Origin of the sequence: Mycobacterium decipiens, from assembly GCF_963853665.1 — a bacterium.
Taxonomy (GTDB): Bacteria; Actinomycetota; Actinomycetes; order Mycobacteriales; family Mycobacteriaceae; genus Mycobacterium; species Mycobacterium decipiens.
Map to the genome: position 1 here is coordinate 2,275,445 of NZ_OY970459.1, position 23,346 is coordinate 2,298,790.

The following is a 23,346-nucleotide window of genomic DNA, read 5'->3' on the forward strand; positions in this document are numbered from 1 at the left end:
CGTCGCGCCGGGACTGGTGTTGGGCTGCCGAGCCGCATCGGGTCGGCTAGACACGGTCACCCGCTGCCTCATACAGAGCAGGCTTCAGCGCCGGTTGGGACAAAGCCTGATAGGCGTGCGGGCGGCGGGTCCGCAGGATCGCCGCGGTGATCATGCCGGCGGGAAACGTCGCGACGATCAGCGCCAGCAACACCCGGCTAGCCGCGACCCCGCCGATGAGCAGAACAAGGTGTGAGGCAACGATCCAGGCCAGCCCCGCCAAGCAGACCAGCGCGATCACCGGCACAATTCGGGTTGGCGCCAAGGGCTCCCGAACTTGCCGGTGTGTCCAAAAGAAGACCGCCACCGCCAGTGAAGTCAACGCCATCAACACGATTACCCCCAGGGTGGCGGCTCCAGAAAACCATGGATATACCTGGCTGACCGGGTCCATGTGCGCTGCCGCGACCACCGGCACAGTGGCTGTCGTGACGATCGTGGTGGCCAGGGAGGCGCGCGATGGGGAGCCGTGTTTGGCGTGGATCACGCCCACGGCTTTCGGAAGCAAGGCACGGGTTCCCATGGTGAACACATAGCGGGTTGCCACGTTGTGGAAGCACAGCATGCAGGCCAGCAGGCTGGTCAACAGCAACAGTTGCATCACTTCCTGCATCACCGGGCCGACATGGGTCTTGGCCAGGCCCACAACGAGATTGGCGGGGTCGTCGGTGGCCGCGTCGACCAGCTTGTCTGCTCCCACACCGACGGTAAGAGCCCATGCCGAGATGGCATAGAACAGTCCGACTCCCGTGACCGCCAGGTAGGTAGCCCGTGGAATGGTGCGCTGCGGTGTGATGGCCTCGTTGCGGAAGACCGCGGTGGTCTCGAAGCCAATAAAGCACAAAAAGGCGAACATCAACCCCAACGACGGCACACCCCGGGACAGCGCGACAGGATCGACCGCGGCAACACTCGCGCTCATGCCCCGGTAGCCGCCGGCAGCGATCAGCGCCACGTCAACGACGATGACGACCAGACACTCAGCAACAAGCATGAACGCCAGAACTTTTGAACTTAGTTCGATGTCGCGGTAGCCGAGCATCCCCGTGACAGCCAGCCACAGGGCTGTCCAAACCCACCATGGTGTACCGGGGCCGCCCAGATCTGTGACGGTGTTGGCTGTGACGGCACCGAGATAGCACGTGATGGAGACCAGGAGCAGAAAATAGCTGCTGAGCGCCAGCATGGCTGCCCCTACGCCGGGGATGCGACCCAAACCGGCCTGAATATACGAGTAGAAGGCTCCGGCGTCGTCGACAAACCGCGTCATCTTGGTAAAGCCAACCGCGAACAAGACCAGGATGATCGTCGCCGCGACGAAAAACACGAAGGCGGCGGCGTTTTGGCTGACCCTAACCACCATTGGCACCACCGCGCCGACCGCGGCCAAAGGCGCAGCCCCAGCCAACACCATCAACACCACCGACCCGACTCCCAGGCCGCGACGAAGACCCTGCGACTCGCTCTGAATGGGCGAGCCAACAGGATCAGCGTTGAGTCTCACAAGCAGTTCGGCAGCTCAGCCAGGCCAGGCGGGGAACCGACGCGGCAAGAGCCAATAGCGGCGCCGCTGCCGCGATCAATTCTTACGGCCAGCATCTGATCCACGAGGCACAAGACTACTGCGGGTGCCGTAGTGGCCCTGCGCAGGGTTTCGGCGGCGACGTGGTCCAACGCGTCGAACCGCAAGTCGCCCACGTCAATCGCGGACGCCGAAATGGCCTGCGTACCCAAATCAAATCCGACCAAACTGGTCTAGTGTGCTGGTATGTCAGACGGCGCGGTGGCGCGGGCACTGGTATTGGAGGCCCCGCGCAGCCTGGTCGTTCGCCAGTACCGTATTCCGCCCATCGGCGAGGACGACGCACTGGTGCGGGTAGAGGCCTGCGGGCTGTGCGGCACCGATCATGAGCAGTACACGGGCGAGCTTGCCGGTGGGTTCGCCTTCGTACCCGGCCACGAGACGGTCGGGACCATTGCGGCCATCGGACCGACCGCGGCGCAGCGGTGGGGCGTATCAGTCGGCGACCGGGTCGCCGTCGAGGTATTCCAGTCGTGTCGCGGGTGTGCAAACTGTCTTGGCGGCGAGTACCGGCGCTGCCTACGGCATGGCCTCGCTGACATGTACGGTTTCATCCCGGTCGACCGCGAGCCCGGCCTATGGGGCGGCTACGCCGAATATCAGTACCTGGCACCGGATTCGATGGTGTTGCCCGTGGCCGGTGATCTCAGCCCGGAAGTGGCCACCCTGTTCAACCCCCTGGGCGCCGGAATACGTTGGGGAGTAACGGTCCCCGAAACCAAACCGGGCGACGTCGTTGCGGTGCTGGGCCCGGGTATTCGGGGGCTGTGCGCTGCCGCGGCGGCAAAAGAGGCCGGTGCCGGGTTCGTGATGGTGACTGGGTTCGGCCCCCGCGACGCCGAGCGGTTGGCGCTCGCCGCACAGTTTGGAGCCGACCTCGCCGTCGACGTCGCGATCGACGACCCGGTCGCCGCCCTGACCAAACAGACCGGTGGCCTGGCAGACGTCGTCGTCGACGTGACCGCCAAGGCGCCGGCAGCATTCGCGCAGGCGATCGCGCTGGCCCGGCCCGCCGGGACCGTCGTGGTTGCGGGCACCCGGGGCTTGGGCAGCGGGGCACCGGGATTTTCGCCCGACAACGTTGTGCTCAAGGAGCTGCGCGTGCTCGGCGCCCTCGGCGTAGACACCACCGCCTATCAGATCGCGCTCGATCTGTTGATGTCCCGTCGATATCCCTTCGTGAGTCTGCCTCGCCGCTGCGTGCGGCTTGAAGACGCCGAGGATCTGCTGGCTACCATGGCCGGTGAACGCGAAGGTGTCCCACCTATCCACGGAGTGCTCACACCATGACAACATCCCGCGTGCCCCTGTTGCCGGTCGACGAGGCCAAAGCCGCTGCGGACGAAGCCGGCGTACCTGACTACATGGCCGAGCTCAGCATCTTCCAAGTGTTGCTGAATCATCCGCGACTGGCGCGGACCTTTAACGACATGCTCGCCACCATGTTGTGGCACGGTGCCCTGGACCCGCGGCTGCGCGAACTGGTGATCATGCGGATTGGCTGGCTCACCGCGTGCGACTACGAATGGACCCAACACTGGCGCGTTGCTTCGGGTCTTGGCGTCTCGGCTGACGATCTGCTCGGTGTGCGGGATTGGCAGGGGTACAACGGGTTCGGCCCCACTGAGCGAGCGGTGCTGGCGGCTACCGATGACGTGGTGCGCGACGGCGTGGTGAGTGCACAGAGCTGGGCTGCCTGTGAGCGCGAATTGCATTGCGACAGAGCGATTCTTGTCGAACTAGTCACTGCAATAGGCGCGTGGCGAATGGTCGCCTCGATCCTGCACAGCCTCAAGGTTCCGTTGGAAGACGGCGTGTCCAGCTGGCCTCCCGACGGCCAGCACCCCGAGTGAGGAACGGCTCAGACGATCCGGTAGGTCTGCACGGCATGGGCGACGATGTTCCCGGCGGGATCGGTCGCGGTGATCTCGGTGAAGGTGAGTTCCTTGCGGCGCCGGGCGGTGCGGGCGTGACAGAACAAGTCACACCGCTTGGCGGCGCCGGTGTATTGGATGCTCATCGCGACTGTGGAGGCGCGGGTGCCCCTGTCGAAGTCGTGGTTTGACCAGGCAGCGGCCGCGCCGGCGGTGTCCATCACCGACGCGATCACCCCACCGTGAAAATAGGTGCCGTCATTGGTGAGGTCGGCACGGAACGGCAGTCGGATGAGGACGTCGTCAGGTTCGTAACGTTCGAAAACGATCCCCAGCCCACCGATAAACGGCGTCTTCGGCATCAGGTCACGCACCGCTTGGCGACGCTTGTGCTGTTCTTGCGCGGTCAACGGGTCGGACATGGCAGCTAGACTACCTTATTAGATTGACATATCAATCAATAACTCATAGCGTCGTAGAAGTGCGGACCAGAGTCGCCGAGTTGCTCGGTGTGGAGTTTCCGATATGCGCGTTCAGTCACTGCCGCGATGTCGTGGCCGCGGTGTCCAACGCGGGCGGGTTCGGGATCCTCGGTGCGGTCGCGCATACCCCCAAACGGCTGGAGAGCGAGCTGACCTGGATCGCGGAGCACACGGGTGGCCGGCCGTTCGGAGTCGACTTGCTCCTGCCGCCCAAATACGTCGGCGCTGAGCGAGGCGGGATCGACCCACGGCAGGCCCGGGAGCTATTACCCGATCAGCACCGGACCTTTGTCGACGACCTGCTGGCCCGCTACGGCATCACTGCGGTCGGGAACCAGGAGCGTTCGCCGTTGGCCGGCGGGCTCAACATCTCGCCCAAGGGTTACGAGCCGCTGCTCGATGTGGCCTTTGCCCACGACATCCGGCTGATCGCCAGCGCGCTCGGGCCGCCGCCACCGGACCTCGTCGAGCGCGCCCACGGCCACGACGTGCTGGTTGCCGCCCTAGCCGGCACGACGCAACACGCGCGGCGACACGCGGCGGCCGGTGTAGACCTGATCGTCGCGCAGGGCACCGAGGCCGGCGGCCACACCGGCGAGGTGGCGACCATGGTCCTGGTTCCAGAGGTCGTCGATGCGGTCTCTCCGACACCCGTGCTGGCTGCGGGCGGGATCGCCCGCGGCCGCCAGGTCGCCGCGGCGCTGGCCTTGGGAGCGGAGGGCGTCTGGTGTGGCTCGGTCTGGTTGACCACCGAAGAGGCCGAAACGCCCCCGGTGGTCAAGGACAAGTTCCTGGCCGCAACATCCTCGGACACGGTGCGGTCCCGGTCGCTGACCGGCAAGCCGGCGCGCATGTTGCGCACGGCCTGGACCGACGAGTGGGATCGGCCGGAAAGCCCCGACCCGCTCGGCATGCCGCTACAGAGCGCGCTGGTCAGCGACCCGCAATTGCGCATCAACCAGGCCGCCGACCAACCCGGCGCCAGGGCTCGTGAGTTGGCGACCTACTTCGTCGGGCAGGTGGTCGGGTCGCTCGACCGGGTGCGGCCGGCACGCTCGGTGGTCCTCGACATGGTCGAGGAGTTCATCGACACCATCGGGCAGTTGAACGGTCTCATGGATAGGTGATCCGAGATGAGCAGCACCGGCACCCGGCGGCGCCGAGCGGTTAGCGATGAGGACAAGTCGCAACGGCGCGAGGAGATCTTGACCGCGGCCAAAAAAGTATTCGCCCGCAAGGGTTTTCATGCCACCACGATCGCGGACATCGCCAAACAGGCCGGCCTCGCGTACGGCTTGATCTACTGGTACTTCGACTCGAAGGACGACTTGTTCCACGCGTTGATGGCCGTTGAAGAGGATGCCCTGCGGGCTCATGTCGCGGCCGAATTGGCCTGCGTTGGCGGGTCAACCGACAGCACCGGGGGACAGGCACCGCTTCGGGCGCTGTTGCAGACTTCAGTGCTGGCCACATTCGAGTTCTTCGAAGCCGACAATGCCACTGTCAAACTGCTGTTCCGCGATGCCTACGCGCTGGGGGACCGGTTCGAAAGGCAGCTCGGCGGGATCTACGAGCGGTTCATCGACGAAATCGAAGCCGTCGTCGTTGCCGCTCAAGAGCGTGGCGAGGTGGTGGACGTACCGTCCCGGATGGTCGCCTACACGCTGGCGGCATTGGTGGGGCAGTTGGCACACCGACGGCTCAACACCGACGACAGCGTCACCGCCGGCCAGGTAGCCGACTTTGTCGTTTCGCTGGTGCTAGACGGGCTACGCCCGCGTCCACCGTCGGCCGGGACCAGCGGTGGTCGGGCCGCCCGAAGCTGAGGGAAGGCTGCCAAACCCCATCGTGAAAGCGTAAGAATTCGGACACGCGCCCAGATCAAATTGACCGCGACGGGTAGGTCGTGCATTATCGGTCCGGTAAGCACCTCGTTAGGTGAGGCGGCTACACGAACATAGGCCACTGACCCCGAACGTCGAAAGACGCCCCGGGTCAGGACAGCTCCTCCCGGCTTAAGGGTTGAGCCCAGGTGGCTTCCGGATTAGCGGACACGTCGTGTGGTGCCAAAGCTCTGACGAGTGGGGTGCGGATTTCCGACAATCGTCGGTATTTCTGAACTCCTTGTGTTTTGATCGTGCGAGTTGCGCGCGTGTCGTGGCCGTGAGGAGGTGAGGGACGCATGAGTTCCGGTGACAGTCCGGGTCGATATCCGGGCTTTGTTTCGTCCCGATCCGGTTTCTCCTCCGACGCTCTCAGCTGAGTCGTCAATACCAGGTCAGCCTTCTTGGATCGGAACCGCTACGGGACGGAACTAATTCGGTTTTAGTTCATATGTTCTGGTTTGGTTTCAGTCCTCGTTTTCCAATTCCGTCTAGGAGGCGATAATGACCGCTGCACTGTACGACGAAGTCGTAACCGTAGCCCCCGCCCCCAAGCTGCAAGTAGTGCGGGATGTATCCCCGATCCCCGCGCCAAAGAAGGTTGCTCGCCGGGGCGACGCGCTGCCTTTCGGCGCTGGAGGTGACCCGCTGGTCGACGGGGCGGCCCGTTTGCTGAGCATTCCGCTGCGGCACCTGTACGCCGCGCTGTGGCGCGTCGGGCTGCTCGAAGTCCAGGCCTAAGTAGGTTCGTCCCATGGCTTATGAGCAATACACGGACCCGAGGGGCTACCCGACTGCAGGCGCGTCCTGTGGCCAGGTAGCCCCTCGGAGCCGGTTGGCGCGGCGTTGAGGATTTGCGGAGCTTCAGTAGCAGCCCCGTAGAATCAGGGCAACGGCATCGATCCGGCCATCACCGGGGAGCCTTCGGAAGAACAGCCAGTCTGGCCCAGTAGAACCGAACGGGTTGGCCCGTCACAGCCTGAGTTGAGCGGCCACGCGTGAGCGTGGCAAGCGGGGTGGTACCGCGGCGCACGCGCACCAGCGTGGCGTCGTCCCCGGCCTGGATCACGGGCACGCAGTGCCGAACGGTGCTGGGGCATAGGGAGACGACGCGCAAAGTGACCAATAACGCATATCCGAAACTCGCCGGCGGGGCACCCGACTTTCCGGCACTCGAGCTCGAGATCCTTGACTATTGGGCCCACGACGACACCTTCCGGGCCAGCATCGCCCGGCGCGACGGTGCCCCCGAGTACGTGTTCTACGACGGGCCCCCGTTTGCCAACGGCTTGCCGCACTACGGGCACCTGCTCACCGGCTACGTCAAGGACATCGTGCCGCGATACCGCACCATGTGCGGTTACCAAGTCGAGCGTCGCTTCGGCTGGGACACTCATGGGCTGCCCGCCGAACTCGAAGTCGAGCGTCAGCTGGGCATCACCGACAAATCCCAGATCGAGGTCATGGGCATCGTGGCGTTTAACGACGCCTGCCGGGCATCGGTGTTGCGCTACACCGACGAATGGCAGGCGTATGTGACCCGCCAGGCCCGCTGGGTCGACTTCGACAACGATTACAAGACGCTCGATCTGTCCTACATGGAGTCGGTGGTCTGGGCATTCAAACAGCTGTGGGACAAGGGCCTGGTGTACGAGGGCTACCGGGTGCTGCCCTACTGCTGGCGTGATGAAACTCCGCTGTCCAATCACGAACTGCGAATGGATGACGACGTCTACCAAAGTCGCCAAGATCCCGCGGTCACAGTGGGATTCAAGGTGGTGGGCCGCACACCGGACAACCCGCTGGATGGCGCCTATCTGCTGGTATGGACGACGACTCCGTGGACCCTGCCGTCGAACCTCGCGGTTGCCGTAAGCCCGGACGTCACTTACGTACTGGTCGGAGCGGGCGATCGTCGTTTCGTGCTGGCCGAAGCACGGTTGAGCGCCTACGCCCGCGAGCTTGGTGAGGAGCCCGAGGTGCTCGGCAGCTACCCCGGCTCCGAACTATTGGGCACCCGCTACTTGCCCCCATTTGCGTATTTTATGGACTCGCCCAACGCTTTTCAGGTGCTGGCCGGCGACTTTGTGACGACCGAGGACGGCACCGGCATTGTGCATATGGCGCCGGCCTACGGCGAGGACGACATGGTGGTCGCGGAGGCGGTCGGAATCGTGCCGGTCACTCCGGTCGATTCCAAGGGCTGCTTCGACGTCACCGTTCCCGATTACCAAGGGCAACATGTCTTTGACGCCAACACGCAGATCGTCCGGGACCTGAAGACCGCAAGCGGCCCAGCTGCGGTGAACGGCCCTGTGTTGATCCGCCACGAAACCTACGAGCACCCCTACCCGCACTGCTGGCGATGCCGCAACCCGCTGATCTACCGGGCCGTGTCGTCGTGGTTCGTCGCCGTCACCAAGTTCCGTGACCGCATGGTGGAACTGAACCAGCAGATCGCCTGGTATCCCGAACACGTCAAGAACGGTCAGTTCGGGAAGTGGCTGCAGGGCGCCCGGGATTGGTCGATCTCCCGGAACCGCTACTGGGGCACGCCGATTCCGGTGTGGAAGTCTGACGACCCGGACTACCCGCGCATCGACGTGTACGGCAGCTTGGACGAGCTGGAGCGTGACTTCGACGTTCGCCCGACCAATTTGCACCGGCCCTACATCGATGAGCTCACTCGGCCCAACCCCGACGATCCCACCGGGCGTAGCACGATGCGGCGCATACCGGATGTGCTCGACGTGTGGTTCGACTCGGGCTCCATGCCGTACGCGCAGGTGCACTACCCGTTCGAGAATGCGGATTGGTTCGACGGGGCCCATCGCGGGAGCCCCGACAAGCAGGTCGACGCGCATTATCCCGGCGATTTCATCGTCGAGTACATCGGACAGACCCGTGGCTGGTTTTACACACTGCATGTGCTGGCCACTGCGCTCTTCGACCGGCCGGCATTCAAAACCTGTGTGGCGCACGGGATTGTCCTTGGTTTCGATGGCCAGAAGATGAGCAAGTCGCTGCGCAACTATCCGGATGTGACAGAGGTGTTCGATCGTGACGGCTCCGACGCCATGCGATGGTTTCTGATGGCCTCGCCGATCCTGCGCGGCGGCAACCTGATCGTCACCGAACAGGGAATTCGCGACGGTGTGCGGCAAGTCCTGCTGCCACTCTGGAACGCCTACAGCTTCCTGGCTCTCTACGCTCCGAAAGTCGGTACCTGGCGCGTCGATTCGACGCATGTGCTGGATCGCTACATCCTGGCCAAGCTGGCCGTGCTACGCGATGACATCAGCGCGTCCATGGAGATCTACGACATCCCTGGTGCCTGCGAGCAGTTGCGCCAGTTCACCGAGGCATTGACGAATTGGTATGTGCGACGTTCGCGTTCGCGGTTCTGGGAGGAAGACGCCGATGCGATAGACACCCTGCACACGGTGCTGGAGGTGACTACGCGGCTGGCCGCCCCGCTGCTTCCGCTGATCACCGAGATGATCTGGCGCGGTCTCACGCGCGAGCGCTCGGTGCACCTGACGGACTGGCCAAAGTCCGACCTGCTGCCATCGGATGCCGACCTGGTCGCCGCGATGGACCAGGTACGAGATGTCTGCTCGGCCGCATCGTCGCTGCGCAAGGCCAAAAAGCTGCGGGTGCGGCTGCCCTTGCCGAAGCTCACTGTGGCAGTGGACAACCCACAACGGTTGAAGCCATTCACCGACCTGATCGGCGACGAGCTCAACGTCAAGCAGGTCGAACTGACCGATGCGATTGACGCCTATGGGCGATTCGAGCTCGCCGTCAACGCCCGGGTGGCCGGGCCGCGGCTGGGCAAGGATGTGCAGGGCGCCATCAAGGCGGTCAAGGCCGGCGAAGGCGTCGTCAACCCGGACGGCACCTTGTCGGTGGGCCCCGCGGTGCTGGCGCCCGACGAGTTCAGCTCCCGGCTGGTGGCCGCCGACCCGGAGTTCACCGCGGCGTTGCCCGATGGGGCCGGACTGGTTGTTCTCGACGGCACGGTGACCCCTGAACTCGAAGCCGAGGGCTGGGCCAAGGATCGCATCCGCGAACTGCAGGAGCTGCGTAAGTCGACCGGGCTGGATGTAACCGATCGCATCCGCGTGGTGATGTCGGTGCCTGTTGACCGCGAAGACTGGGCGCGCACCCACCGCGACCTCATCGCCGGCGAAATCCTCGCCACCAGCTTCGAATTCGCCGAACCCGCGGAGGGTGTGGACATCGGTGACGGCGTGCGGGTGAGTATCGCGAAAACCTGAGCTGCGGGCTAGGGCTTGGCTGCGCGCCAGCGCTGCCGATCGCCGCGCACCTCAACCTCAACATCGTGGAATCCCGCTGCGCGGAGGCGATCCGGCAGGCCCTCGGGCGCGAGTGGGTTGCAGGTGTCGCGGAAATGCAGGATCCGGAACATCACCGATGGCACGCCGTCGCTGCCGGCGAAGACGCCACCGGGGCGAAGCACTCGGAACGCCTCAGCGAACAGCCGGTCCTGTAGCTCTGCCGTTGGGATGTGGTGGGCCATCGTGAAGCAGACCACGGAGCTGAACTCGTCGGCCGGCAATCCGGTGTCGGTGCCGTCGCCGTTGATGATGCGCGCGCGATCCCCATACAACCCCTGCAGGCGTTGTGCCATCGGCGTGTCGATCTCAACCGCAGTGAGCTTGGGTGTTGCCTTCACCAGTACCCGCAGATTTGCGCCGTACCCCGGCCCGATCTCGAGGGCGTTGTCGCCCAGATCCACATCGGCGAGCACCCACGGCAGCAGTTGGCTCTCGACCTCCTTCGCCCAGCGCTTCGAGCTGCAGCACCATCTGTGACAAAGGTTCATCGCCATAGGGAAAACGTAGCGCAGTAGCCCCAAATAGCATCACGGATGTGGAGTCCCGCTGGGTGCTGCACCTGGACATGGACGCGTTCTTTGCCTCGGTCGAACAGCTCACCCGACCGACCCTACGGGGGCGGCCGGTGCTGGTTGGCGGGCTGGGCGGGCGGGGCGTGGTGGCCGGCGCGAGCTATGAAGCGCGGGTGTTCGGCGCCCGATCGGCCATGCCGATGCATCAGGCCCGCAGGCTGATCGGCGTGACGGCGGTCGTGTTGCCGCCGCGCGGTGTGGTCTATGGGATCGCGAGCCGCCGGGTGTTCGACACCGTACGCGGACTGGTGCCCGTCGTCGAGCAGCTGTCTTTCGACGAGGCGTTCGGAGAGCCGCCACAACTTGCCGGGGCATCGGCCGAGGATGTCGAGACGTTCTGCGAGCGCTTGCGGAGGCGGGTGCGCGACGAGACCGGCTTGATCGCCTCGGTCGGCGCGGGCTCGGGCAAACAGATCGCCAAGATCGCGTCCGGCCTGGCCAAACCCGACGGCATTCGGGTGGTCCGGCGCGCCGAAGAGGAAGCGCTGCTCAGCGGGTTGCCGGTGCGGCGGCTGTGGGGTATCGGCCCGGTGGCCGAGGAAAAGCTGCATAGGCTCGGCATTGAGACGATCGGCCAGCTGGCCGCGTTGAGCGACGCCGAGGCGGCCAACATCCTGGGCGCTACGATTGGTCCCGCGCTGCACCGGCTGGCCCGCGGTATCGACGACCGACCGGTCGCAGAGCGTGCCGAAGCCAAGCAAATCAGCGCCGAGTCCACGTTCGCCGTCGATCTGACCACCATCGAGCAATTGCGCGAAGCGATCGACCCCATCGCTGAGCACGCTCACCAACGTCTGGTGCGCGACGGCCGCGGCGCCCGCACCGTCACGGTGAAGTTGAAGAAATCGGACATGAGCACACTGACCCGCTCGGCGACCATGCCCTACCCGACGACCGAGGCCGGCGCATTGGTTGCGGTGGCCCGGCGGCTGCTGCTGGACCCACATCAGATCGGGCCCATTCGTCTTCTGGGCGTTGGGTTTTCCGGTTTGAGCGAGGTGCGCCAGGAGTCACTGTTTCCGGACTTCGACCTGACGCCGGAGACGTCGCAGGCGCATCAGTCCTTCGAAACACCGGGAGCCGCGCCGCTGGCCGCACCCGACACGTCGGCGTGGCGGGTGGGCGACGATGTCGCCCACCCCGATCTCGGGCACGGCTGGGTGCAGGGCGCGGGCCACGGCGTGGTGACCGTGCGGTTCGAGACGCGTGGTTCAGGCCCGGGCCCGGCGCGGACGTTCCCCGTCGATACCGGCGACATCGCCACCGCTAACCCGGTAGACAGCTTGGACTGGCCGGACTACATCGGCCAGTTGCCGGTCGAGGAGTTGGCTGGCCCCTCACCCCCAACGGTCGATGACGTCGGCGACCGGTGAGTTCGCCGCCAGCGCGGCCATCAGCAGCACCCGGGCCTGGGACGGCGGCAGTCGCGGTACCATCACCGCGCCGGCATCCACCAGGTCGTGCCCGGGCCCGTAGCCTGCGCCGACCCGCGCGCCGGCGACCCGGCTAGACACCGCGACAACCACCGGGTCGTGTCCATCCCGACAGTGTCGACGGACCCCGTCGATCACGGCTGCCCCGGCGTTGCCCGAGCCCAGCGCCTCCAATACCACGGCGCGCGCGCCGGCCGCCACACAGGCGTCCATCGCCACCGAGTCACTTCCCGGATAGACCGCGACGATGTCGACGCGTGGCGCCGTGGCGGCGCTGAGATCGCCGAGATATGGCCGCGGTTTGGTGTGCGTAAGCCGCACGCCGGCCGGGGTAACACCAAGCGACTCCCCGGCGAATCCGCTCAGGTCCGGATTGGCCACCTTGCGTAGGCCCAACGGCTGCAACACCCGGCCGCCGAAACTCACCAGCACCCCAAGGTCGCGGGCGGCCGGGTCGGCCGCCAGCGCCAGCGCGTCGCGCAGGTTGGCCGGACCATCGGCGTCGGAGGCGTCGGCACTGAGCAAGGCCCCGGTCACCACGACCGGGGCGCTACCCGCATAGGTGAGGTCCAGCCACAGTGCGGTCTCTTCGAGCGTGTCGGTGCCGTGAGTGATGACCACCCCGTCTGCGCCGTCGCGGATCGCGGCTTGGATCGAAGCGCCCATCCGATCCCAATCGGCGGGCGTCAGCTTTGAGCTGTCATGCGCCATCAGGTCGACTATTTCGATGTCCAGGTCGATGTCGAGGCCTGCGATCAGCGCCGCCCCGCACTGGGTTGGCCGCAGTACCCCATCGGGGCCTGCGGTGGTCGAGATTGTCCCTCCGGTGGTGATGACGGTGACGCGAGCCATGCGGGCATCATTCCGCACGTGGATTGCTCCCATCCGGTTGCGGGGGTCTGGTCGGGCCGCGTCGGTCATAGCGGTTGGCCCTGAGGGATGATGGTGGAGTGCCTGACGAACCGACGGGATCGGTTGATCCGCTGACCTCAACCGGGGAAGCCGGGGAGGCGGGGAAACCCGAGGCTCCCACCCCGCCGCGGCGGCTGCGCATGTTGTTGTCGGTGGCTGCGGTGGTGCTCGTACTCGACATAGTCAGCAAGGTGATAGCCGTCAAACTGCTGCCGCCAGGCCAGCCGGTGTCGATCATCGGCGACACGGTCACCTGGACTCTGGTGCGCAATTCGGGGGCGGCGTTCTCGATGGCGACCGGATACACCTGGGTTCTGACACTGATCGCGACGGGTGTCGTGGTGGGCATCTTCTGGATGGGCCGGCGGCTGGTGTCGCCGTGGTGGGCGTTGGGCCTCGGGATGATTCTGGGCGGTGCGATGGGCAACCTGGTTGATCGCTTCTTCCGGGCGCCCGGGCCGCTGCGCGGGCATGTGGTGGACTTCTTGTCGGTCGGTTGGTGGCCGGTGTTCAACGTCGCCGACCCATCGGTAGTGGGTGGCGCCATCCTGCTGGTCATCCTGTCGATCTTCGGCTTCGACTTCGACACGGTAGGTCGGCGGCGCGCCGACGGGGACACGGTACGTCGGCGGCACGCCGATGACTGACCGCTCAATGCCCGTCCCGGATGGATTGGCGGGCATGCGTGTTGACACCGGGCTTGCTCGCCTGTTGGGACTGTCCCGTACCGCTGCGGCTACCCTCGCCGAAGACGGCGCGGTCGAGCTGGACGGTGTGCAGGCCGGAAAGTCCGATCGGCTCACCTCCGGCGCCTTGTTGCAGGTGCGGTTGCCCGAGCAGCCCGCGCCGCCGCAGAACACGCCCGTCGACATCGAGGGGATGACGATTCTGTATTCCGACGAGGACATCGTCGCGGTCGACAAGCCGGCTGCGGTGGCCGCGCATGCGTCGGTGGGCTGGACCGGGCCCACGGTGCTGGGCGGACTGGCCGCCGCCGGGTACCGGATCACCACGTCGGGTGTGCACGAGCGGCAGGGCATCGTGCATCGCCTCGACGTCGGCACCTCCGGGGTGATGGTGGTGGCGATCTCCGAGCGGGCGTACACGGTGCTCAAGCGGGCGTTCAAACAACGCATGGTGGACAAGCGGTACCACGCGCTGGTGCAAGGACATCCGGATCCGTCCAGCGGGACGATCGACGCACCGATCGGTCGTCACCGCGGTCATGAATGGAAGTTCGCGGTCACCAAGAACGGCCGGCACAGCCTCACGCACTATGACACGCTGGAAGCCTTCGTAGCAGCCAGCCTGCTCGACGTGCATCTGGAAACCGGCCGCACCCATCAGATCCGGGTGCACTTCGCGGCGTTGCATCACCCATGTTGTGGCGACCTCGTTTATGGAGCTGATCCCAAGCTAGCGAAACGGCTCGGCTTAAAACGTCAATGGCTGCACGCGCGTTCACTGGCGTTCGCCCATCCGGCCGACGGTCGGCGGGTGGAGATCGTCAGCCCGTATCCGCCCGATCTAAAGCACGCGCTGGAGATATTGCGCGACGAGGGTTGACGACGCAGTCGTCGGTTCGTCGTGCTTCGAGCGCCGTCACGAGGTGCTGCAGACGAACTTGGTGCCGTTGAAATCGAGTCGCACCTCACCCTGGTGTTCCCAGTATTCAACGCCCTGGCGACCGTACCGGGCGCCACTGCCGGACAGCTCGACGAATAGGATCACCTGGTCGCCTTTCCAATTGAGCACGGCCGTCTTCGGCTCGAATTGGTTATAGAACTGTGCGGTCAACGGGCTGTCCTCCGCGGGACACCGGTAGGTGATGACCGGTGGAGTCATGGTGGCGGGATCGGCGATCGCCAATTGGACCAGCCGGGTCTGGTAGGCCTCCCGTACGCAGGTGCGCGGATCGGTGTTTTGCGTGCATGCATCACGTTGTGTCGTCCAGCCGTGTTGACCGGCTGCCAGCGCCGCCGTGTCCGCACCGGGACGTGCCAGTGCGTGTTGGTAGGCGGCCTGCAGCCGGTGGTCCAGGTCGGTCAAGTGCGGGTCGTCACAAACCAGTTGCTGGATTGTGGTTGCGGGTTTGGCGCAGTCCGGCGAGGGCCCGGCGGTCAGCGAGGTTGTGCTGGGCGGCGGGGACGGACCGAGCTCCGGCTGCGTCGTCTTTGACGCGCAGGCGCTCAGAACTGTGGCGGTCACGAGGACGGCGATCAGTCTCATAGAAGCTGACTACCGGCTACCGGGTCGATGCCGAGTGCGACACGCCCACGGGGGGGCTCAAACTGGTGCCGTGGTGCTCTCGCCCGATGCGACGTCGACCGCCAGCGGCGCGATGACGCCGAGAATTTCTGTGACCGTCTCGGCGTCGACGCCGGCCGCGGTTAGCGCGTCGGCCAGGTGCCCGGCGACCAGGCTGAAGTGCTGCATCGTGATTCCGCGTCCCTGGTGGACCTGCTTCATCGGCGCACCCGTGTAGGGTTCGGGCCCACCGAGGGCGGCGGCAAAGAACTCCGCCTGTTTGCCCTTGAGGCGGCTCATGTTCGTGCCGCTGAAGAAGGCTGACAGGTGGTCATCGGCAAGTACACGGACATAGAAGTCCTCGACGACGACTTCGATCGCCTCGTGTCCGCCGATCTTGTCGTAGATGCTGATCGGCTCACGTTTGCGCAAGCGGGACAGTAGTCGCATCGTGTCAGGGGAACATGCGAGCGTTGCCTGCCCGTTAGGGCGTGATCACGCTGGGATTATCAGCTGTAACACGCCGATTGCCGGCAACCGGTGCGCGGCATCTCTTCATTGGCTCATGTCCTAGTAGGTTTGGCTGCATGACCCGTGTCGCATCACTCCACACCGCCATCAGGAGCTACGAACGATGAATCTTGGTGACCTAACGAACCTCGTCGAGAAGCCGCTCGCGGCGGTGTCCAACATCGTCAACACCCCGAACTCGGCCGGGCGATATCGGCCCTTCTATTTGAGGAACCTGCTCGATGCGGTGCAGGGCCGCAAACTCAGCGACGCGGTGGACGGCAAGGTCGTGCTCATTACGGGCGGGTCGTCAGGCATCGGTGCGGCCGCCGCGAACAAAATTGCCGAGGCGGGCGGCACGGTGGTGTTGGTCGCGCGCACCCTGGAAAACCTCGAAAAGGTCGCCGACGACATACGGGCGATCCGAGGCGATGGTGGTGCCGCCCACGTGTACCCATGCGATCTATCCGACATCGACGCCATTGCCGCGATGGCCGACCAGGTGCTCGCCGATCTAGGCGGCGTCGACATATTGATCAACAACGCGGGCCGGTCAATTCGGCGGTCGTTGGAGTTGTCCTATGACCGGATCCACGACTACCAGCGGACGATGCAATTGAACTACCTCGGTGCGGTACAGCTGATCCTCAAGTTCATCCCCGGGATGCGGGACCGCCGGTTCGGGCACATCGTCAACGTTTCGTCGGTCGGCGTACAGACGCGCGCGCCACGCTTCGGCGCCTATATCGCCAGCAAGGCAGCGCTGGACAGCCTGTGCGACGCGCTGCAAGCCGAGACGGTGCACGACAACGTCCGATTCACCACCGTGCACATGGCGTTGGTCCGGACGCCGATGATCAGCCCGACCACGATCTACGACAAATTCCCCACGCTGACGCCGGAGCAGGCGGCCGGTGTGATCACCGATGCCATCGTGCATCGGCCCCGCCGGGCGAGCTCACCGTTCGGACAGTTCGCAGCCGTTGCCGACGCCGTCAACCCCGCGGTGATGGACCGGGTACGTAACCGTGCCTTCAACATGTTCGGCGACTCGTCCGCAGCCAGGGGAAGCGAATCCCAAACCGACACATCCGGTCTCGACAAGCGGAGCGAAACGTTTGTGCGGGCCACCCGAGGGATACATTGGTGACATCGTGAGCCTTCCGAAACCGAACAATCAGACTACCGTTGTGATCACCGGCGCCTCCTCTGGCATCGGTGTCGAATTGGCTCACGGCCTGGCCGGCCGTGGCTTCCCCCTGATGCTGGTAGCGCGGCGCCGCGAGCGCCTCGATGAGCTGGCCGATCAGTTGCGCCGGGAACACTCCGTCGGGGTCGAGGTCTTGCCACTCGACCTTGCCGATACCCAAGCGAGGGCACAGTTGGCCGATCGCTTGCGTACCGACTCGATTGCCGGTTTGTGCAACAGCGCCGGTTTCGGCACCAGCGGGCGTTTCCACGAGCTGCCGTTCGAACGCGAAAGCGAGGAAGTCACCCTCAATGCGCTGGCGCTGATGGAACTCACCCATGCGGCGCTACCCGGGATGGTCAAGCGCGGCGCCGGCGCGGTGCTGAACATCGCCTCGATCGCGGGCTTCCAGCCGCTTCCCTATATGGCGGTGTATTCGGCCACCAAGGCATTTGTGCTGACGTTCTCCGAGGCCGTGCAGGAGGAGCTGCACGGAACGGGTGTGTCGGTGACTGCCCTATGTCCGGGCCCGGTACCCACCGAGTGGGCTGAGATCGCCAGTGCCGAGAGGTTCAGCGTTCCCTTCGCGCAAGTTTCGCCGCACGACGTCGCCCAAGCCGCGATCGAGGGGATGCTCGCGGGTAAGCGCACCGTGGTGCCCGGCATCGTGCCCAAGTTCGTCAGCACCGGCGGCAGGTTCGCTCCGCGCAGCCTGCTGCTGCCGGCGATCCGGATCGGCAACCGACTGCGCGGCGGGCCCAGTCGCTGAGCGTTTTGCCCCGCTCCTTCTCGGGCCGTTCCGGCCCGCATCGTCGCCGCGGCGGGTTTGATTGCCCCGCTCCTTCTCGGGCCGTTCCGGCCCGCATCGTCGCCGCGGCTAGGCTCAGGCGATGGCTTCCGTTGAGATGTCCGCTGACGTCCCGATGAGCCCGCAAGATATGTGGGACCGCGTTTCGGATCTGTCAGCGTTGGGCGACTGGCTTGTGATCCACGAGGCGTGGCGCAGTGAGGTGCCCGAGGAGCTGACCGAGGGGACGCAGATCGTGGGTGTCGCGCGAGCCAAGGGCATGCGCAACCGGGTGACGTGGACGGTGACCAAGTGGGACCCGCCGCGTGAGGTCGTGATGAAGGGATCTGGGAAGGGCGGAACAAAGTACGGAGTCACCCTCACCGTGCGGCCCGCAGCGGACGGGTCCGCGCTGGGGCTGCGTCTCGAGCTGGGTGGGCGTGCGCTCTTCGGCCCGGTGGGCTCGGCCGCGGCTCGTGCCGTCAAGGGCGACGTGGAGAAGTCGCTCAAGCAGTTCGTCGAGCTATACGGCTAGCCGCTTGAAGACACACTTGGCGACACGCCCGACGGTGTCGGTCCTCGGTCATAGACTGGCGTCTCTATGAACCAATCCTTCGTGCACCTGCATAACCACACCGAGTACTCGATGCTCGATGGTGCAGCGAAGATTACCCCCATGCTCGCCGAGGTTGAGCGGCTTGGCATGCCCGCGATCGGGATGACCGATCACGGAAACATGTTTGGCGCCAGCGAGTTTTACAACTCGGTGACAAAGGCCGGAATCAAGCCGATCATCGGCGTCGAGGCGTATATCGCTCCCGCTTCTCGTTTTGATACCCGGCGCATCTCCTGGGGCGATCCCAGCCAGAAGGCCGACGATGTCTCGGGCAGCGGGTCCTACACGCACCTGACGATGCTGGCCGAGAACGCCACCGGCCTGCGTAACCTGTTCAAGCTGTCCTCGCTGGCCTCGTTCGAGGGCCAGCTGAGCAAGTGGTCGCGCATGGACGCCGAGCTCATCGCCGAGAACGCCGAGGGCATCATCATCACCACCGGCTGCCCGTCTGGGGAGGTGCAGACCCGCCTGCGGCTCGGCCAGCGTCGCGAGGCGCTTGAGGCCGCGGCCAAGTGGCGGGAGATCGTTGGCCCGGACAACTACTTCCTGGAGCTGATGGACCACGGCCTAACCATCGAACGTCGGGTCCGCGACGGTCTGCTCGAGATCGGCCGAACGCTCAACATCCCGCCGCTGGCCACCAATGACTGCCACTACGTAACCCGCGACGCCGCCCACAACCACGAGGCGCTGTTGTGCGTGCAAACCGGCAAGACGCTGTCGGATCCCAATCGGTTCAAGTTCGATGGTGACGGCTATTACCTCAAGTCGGCGGCCGAAATGCGCCAGCTCTGGGACGACGACGTCCCGGGCGCATGCGACTCCACGTTGCTGATCGCAGAGCGGGTGCAGTCCTACGCCGACGTGTGGACACCGCGCGACCGGATGCCGGTCTTCCCGGTGCCCGACGGGCACGATCAGGCGTCCTGGCTGCGCCACGAGGTGGATGCCGGGTTGAGCCGTCGATTCTCCGCCGGTCCGCCGGACGGCTACGCGACGCGCGCGGCCTACGAAATCGACGTCATCTGTTCCAAGGGCTACCCGTCGTATTTCCTGATCGTGGCCGACCTGATCAACTACGCGCGGTCGGTCGGCATCCGGGTCGGGCCCGGCCGGGGCTCGGCGGCGGGTTCGCTGGTGGCCTACGCCCTGGGCATCACCGACATCGACCCGATTCCGCATGGCTTGCTGTTCGAGCGGTTCCTCAACCCGGAACGCACGTCGATGCCCGACATCGACATCGACTTCGACGACCGCCGCCGTGGTGAGATGGTGCGCTACGCTGCCGACAAGTGGGGCCACGACCGGGTAGCCCAGGTCATCACCTTCGGCACCATCAAAACCAAAGCGGCGCTGAAGGATTCGGCGCGAATCCACTACGGGCAGCCGGGATTCGCGATCGCCGACCGGATCACCAAGGCGCTGCCGCCAGCCATCATGGCCAAAGACATTCCGCTTGCGGGTATCACCGACCCCGACCACGAGCGCTACAAGGAAGCCGCCGAGGTTCGCGGTCTGATCGAGACCGACCCGGACGTACGCACCATCTATCAGACGGCGCGCGGCCTGGAAGGCCTGATCCGTAACGCCGGCGTCCACGCGTGTGCGGTGATCATGAGCAGTGAGCCGCTGACCGAGGCGATCCCGTTGTGGAAGCGACAGCAGGATGGCGCCATCATCACCGGGTGGGACTATCCGTCATGCGAGGCCATCGGCCTGCTGAAGATGGACTTCCTGGGCCTGCGCAACCTGACGATCATCGGGGACGCGATCGACAACATCAGGGCCAACAGGGGGATCGACCTCGACCTGGAATCCACGCCGCTGGACGACAGGCCCACCTACGAGCTGCTCGGCCGTGGCGACACCCTGGGTGTGTTCCAGCTCGACGGCGGGCCGATGCGCGACCTGCTGCGCCGCATGCAGCCGACCGGGTTCGAAGACGTCGTCGCCGTCATCGCGCTTTACCGGCCCGGTCCGATGGGCCAGAACGCACACAACGACTACGCCGACCGCAAGAACGGTCGGCAGGCGATCCGGCCGATTCACCCGGAGCTGGCCGATCCGCTCGAGGAGATCTTGGCCGAGACCTACGGCCTCATCGTCTACCAAGAGCAGATCATGCGCATCGCGCAGAAGGTGGCCGGCTACTCGCTGGCCCGAGCCGACATCCTGCGCAAGGCGATGGGTAAAAAGAAGCGCGAGGTGCTGGAGAAGGAGTTCGAGGGCTTCTCGGACGGTATGAAAGCCAACGGGTTCTCGGCCGGCGCCATCAAGGCGCTGTGGGACACCATCCTGCCGTTCGCCGACTACGCATTCAACAAGTCGCACGCCGCCGGCTACGGCATGGTCTCCTATTGGACCGCCTACCTCAAGGCGAACTATCCCGCCGAGTACATGGCCGGTCTGCTCACCTCGGTCGGCGATGACAAGGACAAGGCCGCGGTCTATCTGGCCGATTGCCGCAAGCTGGGTATCACCGTGTTGCCGCCGGATGTCAACGAGTCCGGGTTGAACTTCGCATCGGTGGGCGCCGACATCCGCTATGGGTTGGGCGCGGTGCGCAACGTCGGCGCCAACGTGGTGGGCTCGTTGCTCCAAACCCGCGGCGACAAGGGCAAGTTCACCGACTTCTCGGACTACCTGAACAAGATCGACATCTCGGCCTGCAACAAGAAGGTCACCGAGTCGCTGATCAAGGCGGGTGCGTTCGATTCGCTGGGGCACGCCCGCAAGGGACTTTTCCTGGTGCATACCGACGCAGTGGACTCGGTGTTGGGCACCAAGAAGGCCGAGGCGATGGGTCAGTTCGACCTGTTCGGCGGTGGCGAGGCGGGAAGCGGCAGCGGAGACCCAGTGTTCACCATCAAGGTGCCAGACGACGAGTGGGAGGACAAACACAAACTGGCCCTGGAGCGCGAGATGCTGGGGCTGTACGTGTCCGGGCATCCACTCAACCGGGTCGCGCACCTACTTTCCGCCCAGGTCGACACCGCGATCCCGGCGATCCTCGACGGCGACGTTCCCAACGATGCCCAGGTGCGGGTCGGTGGCATCCTGGCATCGGTGAACCGGCGCGTCAACAAGAACGGAATGCCTTGGGCATCAGCGCAACTGGAAGACCTGACCGGCGGCATCGAGGTGATGTTCTTCCCCCATACCTATTCGAACTACGGCGCCGACATCGCCGACGACGCGGTGGTACTGGTCAATGCCAAGGTGGCGATCCGCGACGATCGCATCGCGTTGATCGCCAACGAACTGATGGTGCCGGACTTCTCCAGCGCCCAAGTGGATCGGCCGCTGGCGGTTAGCTTGCCCACCCGGCAATGCACCATCGACAAGGTGAGTGCGCTGAAGCAGGTGCTGGCACGCCACCCGGGCACCTCCCAGGTGCATTTGCGACTCGTCAGTGGAGACCGGATCACCACGTTGGAGCTCGATCAGTCACTGCGGGTAACGCCGTCGCCGGCATTGATGGGGGACCTGAAGGAACTGCTCGGCCCCGGGTGCTTGGGCGGGTAGCGGGGCGCGCCGCCCGACCACGTCAAAACCGCCCACGAGCGGCCTGATCGTTAATGGATCCAGCCTGACATGCGAGTGTCCCCGTGGAGGTACCCCGAGGCCGCGTCGTCGAAGTTGGCGAAGCCCGACATCACGCTGCCAAAGTTGAAGAACCCCGAGATTGACGTTCCTACGGCCCCGAGTTCGAGGCCGTGCCGGTGACCGTGGGCATCGAGTTTCTGAACCCCGAAATATAGTCACCCACGTTGATGATGCCCGCATTGTGGTTATCTACGTTTGCCAGGCCCGAGTTACCGGTGACAAAGGCGGCGTGCTCGTCGCGGGCGTTGTTATCGGAGCCCGAGCTGAAGGTGCCGCTGTTTGCGTAGCCGAGTTATTGGTGCCCGCATGAAGCCAGCCCGAGTTCGCCACGGGTTGATTGACCGAGTTGAAATAGCCGGTGTTCACGTTGCCCGAGTTGAACCAGCCCGTGCTGAGCCCACCCGAGTTGCCGATACCGGTGCTGGGGCACCGAAATTTATCTGATTATCGCCGGTGAGCCCGAAGCCGATGTTGTTATTCTCGCTGCTCCCGAAGCCAATATTGTTAAAACCTTTGTTGCCGAAGCCGATATTGCCACTGCCAAAATTGTTACCCGTGTTCCCAAACCCAAAGTTTGAATTCCCGGTGTTACCGCCGCCGAGGTTTAGATTTCCGATATTTAGGCCGGACTGCCAAAGGCCCGCCGACCAATTCCGAGGTCACCGACGAAATTGAGGTCGCTGCCGAACCCAAGTCGTCGGCCAGCCCATCCCACCCCAACGCCGCCATCGGCATTGGCCCCGGCCCCGCACCTGCGAACATCAACCCGGAGTTAACCTCCGGCGGCAATACCGAAAAGTTCATCACAATCATCCCCTCCTTGGGCCACGTTCGCCGGGCCCAACCGCAGCGAATCCTCTGAATAGAGAAGGAGCTTCGGGCGGACCCACGTCAAATCTGTCTAACGTCTAGGAATGGAGAGGCGTCTGTGGCTGCTGTGACGATCGAGACCAACGCCGCTCCCAATGCGCGACGCATCGCCGCCATCGGGTGTCGCGAGTCACGGGCAGCGCGCGGCTTGGCATCCGCCAGCCAGTGGTTTGCTGAGGTTGCCGTGACCGTCGCGTACGGTAAACGGATGCGGCGCAACTGCAGTCAACGCCAGGTGCCACCGAGCAGCGTGCCGCGAATCCTGGCTCGGGTGTCGCTGACGTGCGGCGCTTCGTCACGGAAAGTATTCCGTGCCCGTGACCGCGGACGTACGCTCACCAAAGCGATGTGGGCAACGCGGATCCGGTGCTAAGGAGAACGGA

Annotated in this window: 19 protein-coding genes, 2 pseudogenes and 1 riboswitch; of the genes and pseudogenes, 13 read left to right on the forward strand and 8 right to left on the reverse strand. The window is 64.9% G+C overall.

The features are described 5' to 3' along the window. Positions 1-46 precede the first annotated feature (46 nt). Complete coding sequence (locus AADZ55_RS10270; protein WP_085326530.1) at positions 47-1,453, reverse strand: APC family permease; 1,407 nt, start codon at positions 1,451-1,453, stop codon at positions 47-49. Positions 1,454-1,807: 354 nt separating this feature from the next. Between AADZ55_RS10270 and AADZ55_RS10275 the strand changes: the two genes are divergently transcribed. Next, entirely contained in the window at positions 1,808-2,911 is a 1,104-nt protein-coding gene (locus AADZ55_RS10275; RefSeq protein WP_085326501.1) for a zinc-dependent alcohol dehydrogenase, read from the forward strand. Beyond that, positions 2,908-3,474, forward strand: a complete 567-nt coding sequence (locus AADZ55_RS10280) for a carboxymuconolactone decarboxylase family protein (RefSeq protein ID WP_085326500.1) — start codon at positions 2,908-2,910, stop codon at positions 3,472-3,474. The genes AADZ55_RS10275 and AADZ55_RS10280 overlap by 4 nt, the downstream gene beginning before the upstream one ends. An 8-nt stretch (positions 3,475-3,482) precedes the next feature. Here AADZ55_RS10280 and AADZ55_RS10285 read toward each other — a convergent pair whose 3' ends face one another. Continuing rightward, positions 3,483-3,917: a PaaI family thioesterase gene (locus AADZ55_RS10285; protein ID WP_085326499.1), complete on the reverse strand. Its 435-nt coding sequence runs from the start codon at positions 3,915-3,917 to the stop codon at positions 3,483-3,485. 59 nt (positions 3,918-3,976) lie between these two features. Between AADZ55_RS10285 and AADZ55_RS10290 the strand changes: the two genes are divergently transcribed. The 4 genes from AADZ55_RS10290 (at position 3,977) to ileS (ending at position 10,140) form a co-directional block, all read left to right on the forward strand. Beyond that, complete coding sequence (locus AADZ55_RS10290) at positions 3,977-5,104, forward strand: NAD(P)H-dependent flavin oxidoreductase (protein ID WP_085326498.1); 1,128 nt, start codon at positions 3,977-3,979, stop codon at positions 5,102-5,104. 6 nt (positions 5,105-5,110) lie between these two features. Further along, positions 5,111-5,803: a TetR/AcrR family transcriptional regulator gene (locus tag AADZ55_RS10295; protein ID WP_085326497.1), complete on the forward strand. Its 693-nt coding sequence runs from the start codon at positions 5,111-5,113 to the stop codon at positions 5,801-5,803. A 97-nt stretch (positions 5,804-5,900) separates the two neighbouring features. Then, positions 5,901-6,070: riboswitch (M-box (ykoK) riboswitch) on the forward strand. A gap of 294 nt (positions 6,071-6,364) precedes the next feature. After that, a complete protein-coding gene (locus tag AADZ55_RS10300) occupies positions 6,365-6,601 on the forward strand; it encodes an Rv1535 family protein (RefSeq protein ID WP_085326496.1) in 237 nt (78 codons plus the stop codon). Positions 6,602-6,978: 377 nt separating this feature from the next. Next, complete coding sequence (gene ileS / locus AADZ55_RS10305) at positions 6,979-10,140, forward strand: isoleucine--tRNA ligase (RefSeq protein ID WP_085326529.1); 3,162 nt, start codon at positions 6,979-6,981, stop codon at positions 10,138-10,140. 8 nt (positions 10,141-10,148) lie between these two features. On the opposite strand, the gene AADZ55_RS10310 is transcribed toward ileS, so the two are convergent. After that, entirely contained in the window at positions 10,149-10,715 is a 567-nt protein-coding gene (locus AADZ55_RS10310; RefSeq protein WP_085326495.1) for a class I SAM-dependent methyltransferase, read from the reverse strand. Between the two features lie 56 nt (positions 10,716-10,771). Here AADZ55_RS10310 and AADZ55_RS10315 point away from each other — a divergent pair, with 56 nt between their 5' ends. After that, complete coding sequence (locus tag AADZ55_RS10315) at positions 10,772-12,166, forward strand: DNA polymerase IV (RefSeq protein WP_341286307.1); 1,395 nt, start codon at positions 10,772-10,774, stop codon at positions 12,164-12,166. Here AADZ55_RS10315 and AADZ55_RS10320 read toward each other — a convergent pair. Then, positions 12,131-13,111: an asparaginase gene (locus AADZ55_RS10320; protein ID WP_085324829.1), complete on the reverse strand. Its 981-nt coding sequence runs from the start codon at positions 13,109-13,111 to the stop codon at positions 12,131-12,133. The genes AADZ55_RS10315 and AADZ55_RS10320 overlap by 36 nt on opposite strands. A 65-nt stretch (positions 13,112-13,176) precedes the next feature. On the opposite strand from AADZ55_RS10320, the gene lspA reads away from it, so the two are divergent. Together lspA and AADZ55_RS10330 are read left to right on the forward strand one after the other, a co-directional pair. Next, the gene (lspA, locus tag AADZ55_RS10325) at positions 13,177-13,785 is read left to right on the forward strand and encodes a signal peptidase II (protein WP_085324717.1); all 609 of its coding nucleotides are present in this window, start codon (positions 13,177-13,179) and stop codon (positions 13,783-13,785) included. Further along, the gene (locus AADZ55_RS10330; protein ID WP_085324718.1) at positions 13,778-14,704 is read left to right on the forward strand and encodes an RluA family pseudouridine synthase; all 927 of its coding nucleotides are present in this window, start codon (positions 13,778-13,780) and stop codon (positions 14,702-14,704) included. The genes lspA and AADZ55_RS10330 overlap by 8 nt, the downstream gene beginning before the upstream one ends. A 36-nt stretch (positions 14,705-14,740) precedes the next feature. On the opposite strand, the gene AADZ55_RS10335 is transcribed toward AADZ55_RS10330, so the two are convergent. Beyond that, entirely contained in the window at positions 14,741-15,367 is a 627-nt protein-coding gene (locus tag AADZ55_RS10335) for a lysozyme inhibitor LprI family protein (protein WP_085324719.1), read from the reverse strand. A 57-nt stretch (positions 15,368-15,424) separates the two neighbouring features. Further along, entirely contained in the window at positions 15,425-15,835 is a 411-nt protein-coding gene (gene glbN / locus AADZ55_RS10340) for a group 1 truncated hemoglobin GlbN (RefSeq protein WP_085324720.1), read from the reverse strand. Positions 15,836-16,019: 184 nt separating this feature from the next. On the opposite strand from glbN, the gene AADZ55_RS10345 reads away from it, so the two are divergent. The 4 genes from AADZ55_RS10345 (at position 16,020) to dnaE (ending at position 22,012) form a co-directional block, all read left to right on the forward strand. Next, the gene (locus AADZ55_RS10345) at positions 16,020-17,045 is read left to right on the forward strand and encodes an SDR family NAD(P)-dependent oxidoreductase (protein WP_085324721.1); all 1,026 of its coding nucleotides are present in this window, start codon (positions 16,020-16,022) and stop codon (positions 17,043-17,045) included. Positions 17,046-17,049: 4 nt separating this feature from the next. Next, entirely contained in the window at positions 17,050-17,853 is an 804-nt protein-coding gene (locus tag AADZ55_RS10350) for an SDR family NAD(P)-dependent oxidoreductase (protein ID WP_085324722.1), read from the forward strand. Between the two features lie 121 nt (positions 17,854-17,974). Beyond that, a complete protein-coding gene (locus tag AADZ55_RS10355; protein WP_085324723.1) occupies positions 17,975-18,406 on the forward strand; it encodes a type II toxin-antitoxin system Rv0910 family toxin in 432 nt (143 codons plus the stop codon). A 66-nt stretch (positions 18,407-18,472) separates the two neighbouring features. After that, entirely contained in the window at positions 18,473-22,012 is a 3,540-nt protein-coding gene (gene dnaE, locus AADZ55_RS10360; RefSeq protein ID WP_085324724.1) for a DNA polymerase III subunit alpha, read from the forward strand. Between the two features lie 50 nt (positions 22,013-22,062). Here dnaE and AADZ55_RS10365 read toward each other — a convergent pair. Next, a pseudogene (locus AADZ55_RS10365) lies at positions 22,063-22,719 on the reverse strand (hypothetical protein); the annotation flags it as partial. Between the two features lie 13 nt (positions 22,720-22,732). After that, positions 22,733-22,897, reverse strand: a pseudogene (locus AADZ55_RS10370) (PPE domain-containing protein); the annotation flags it as partial. Positions 22,898-23,346 lie beyond the last annotated feature (449 nt).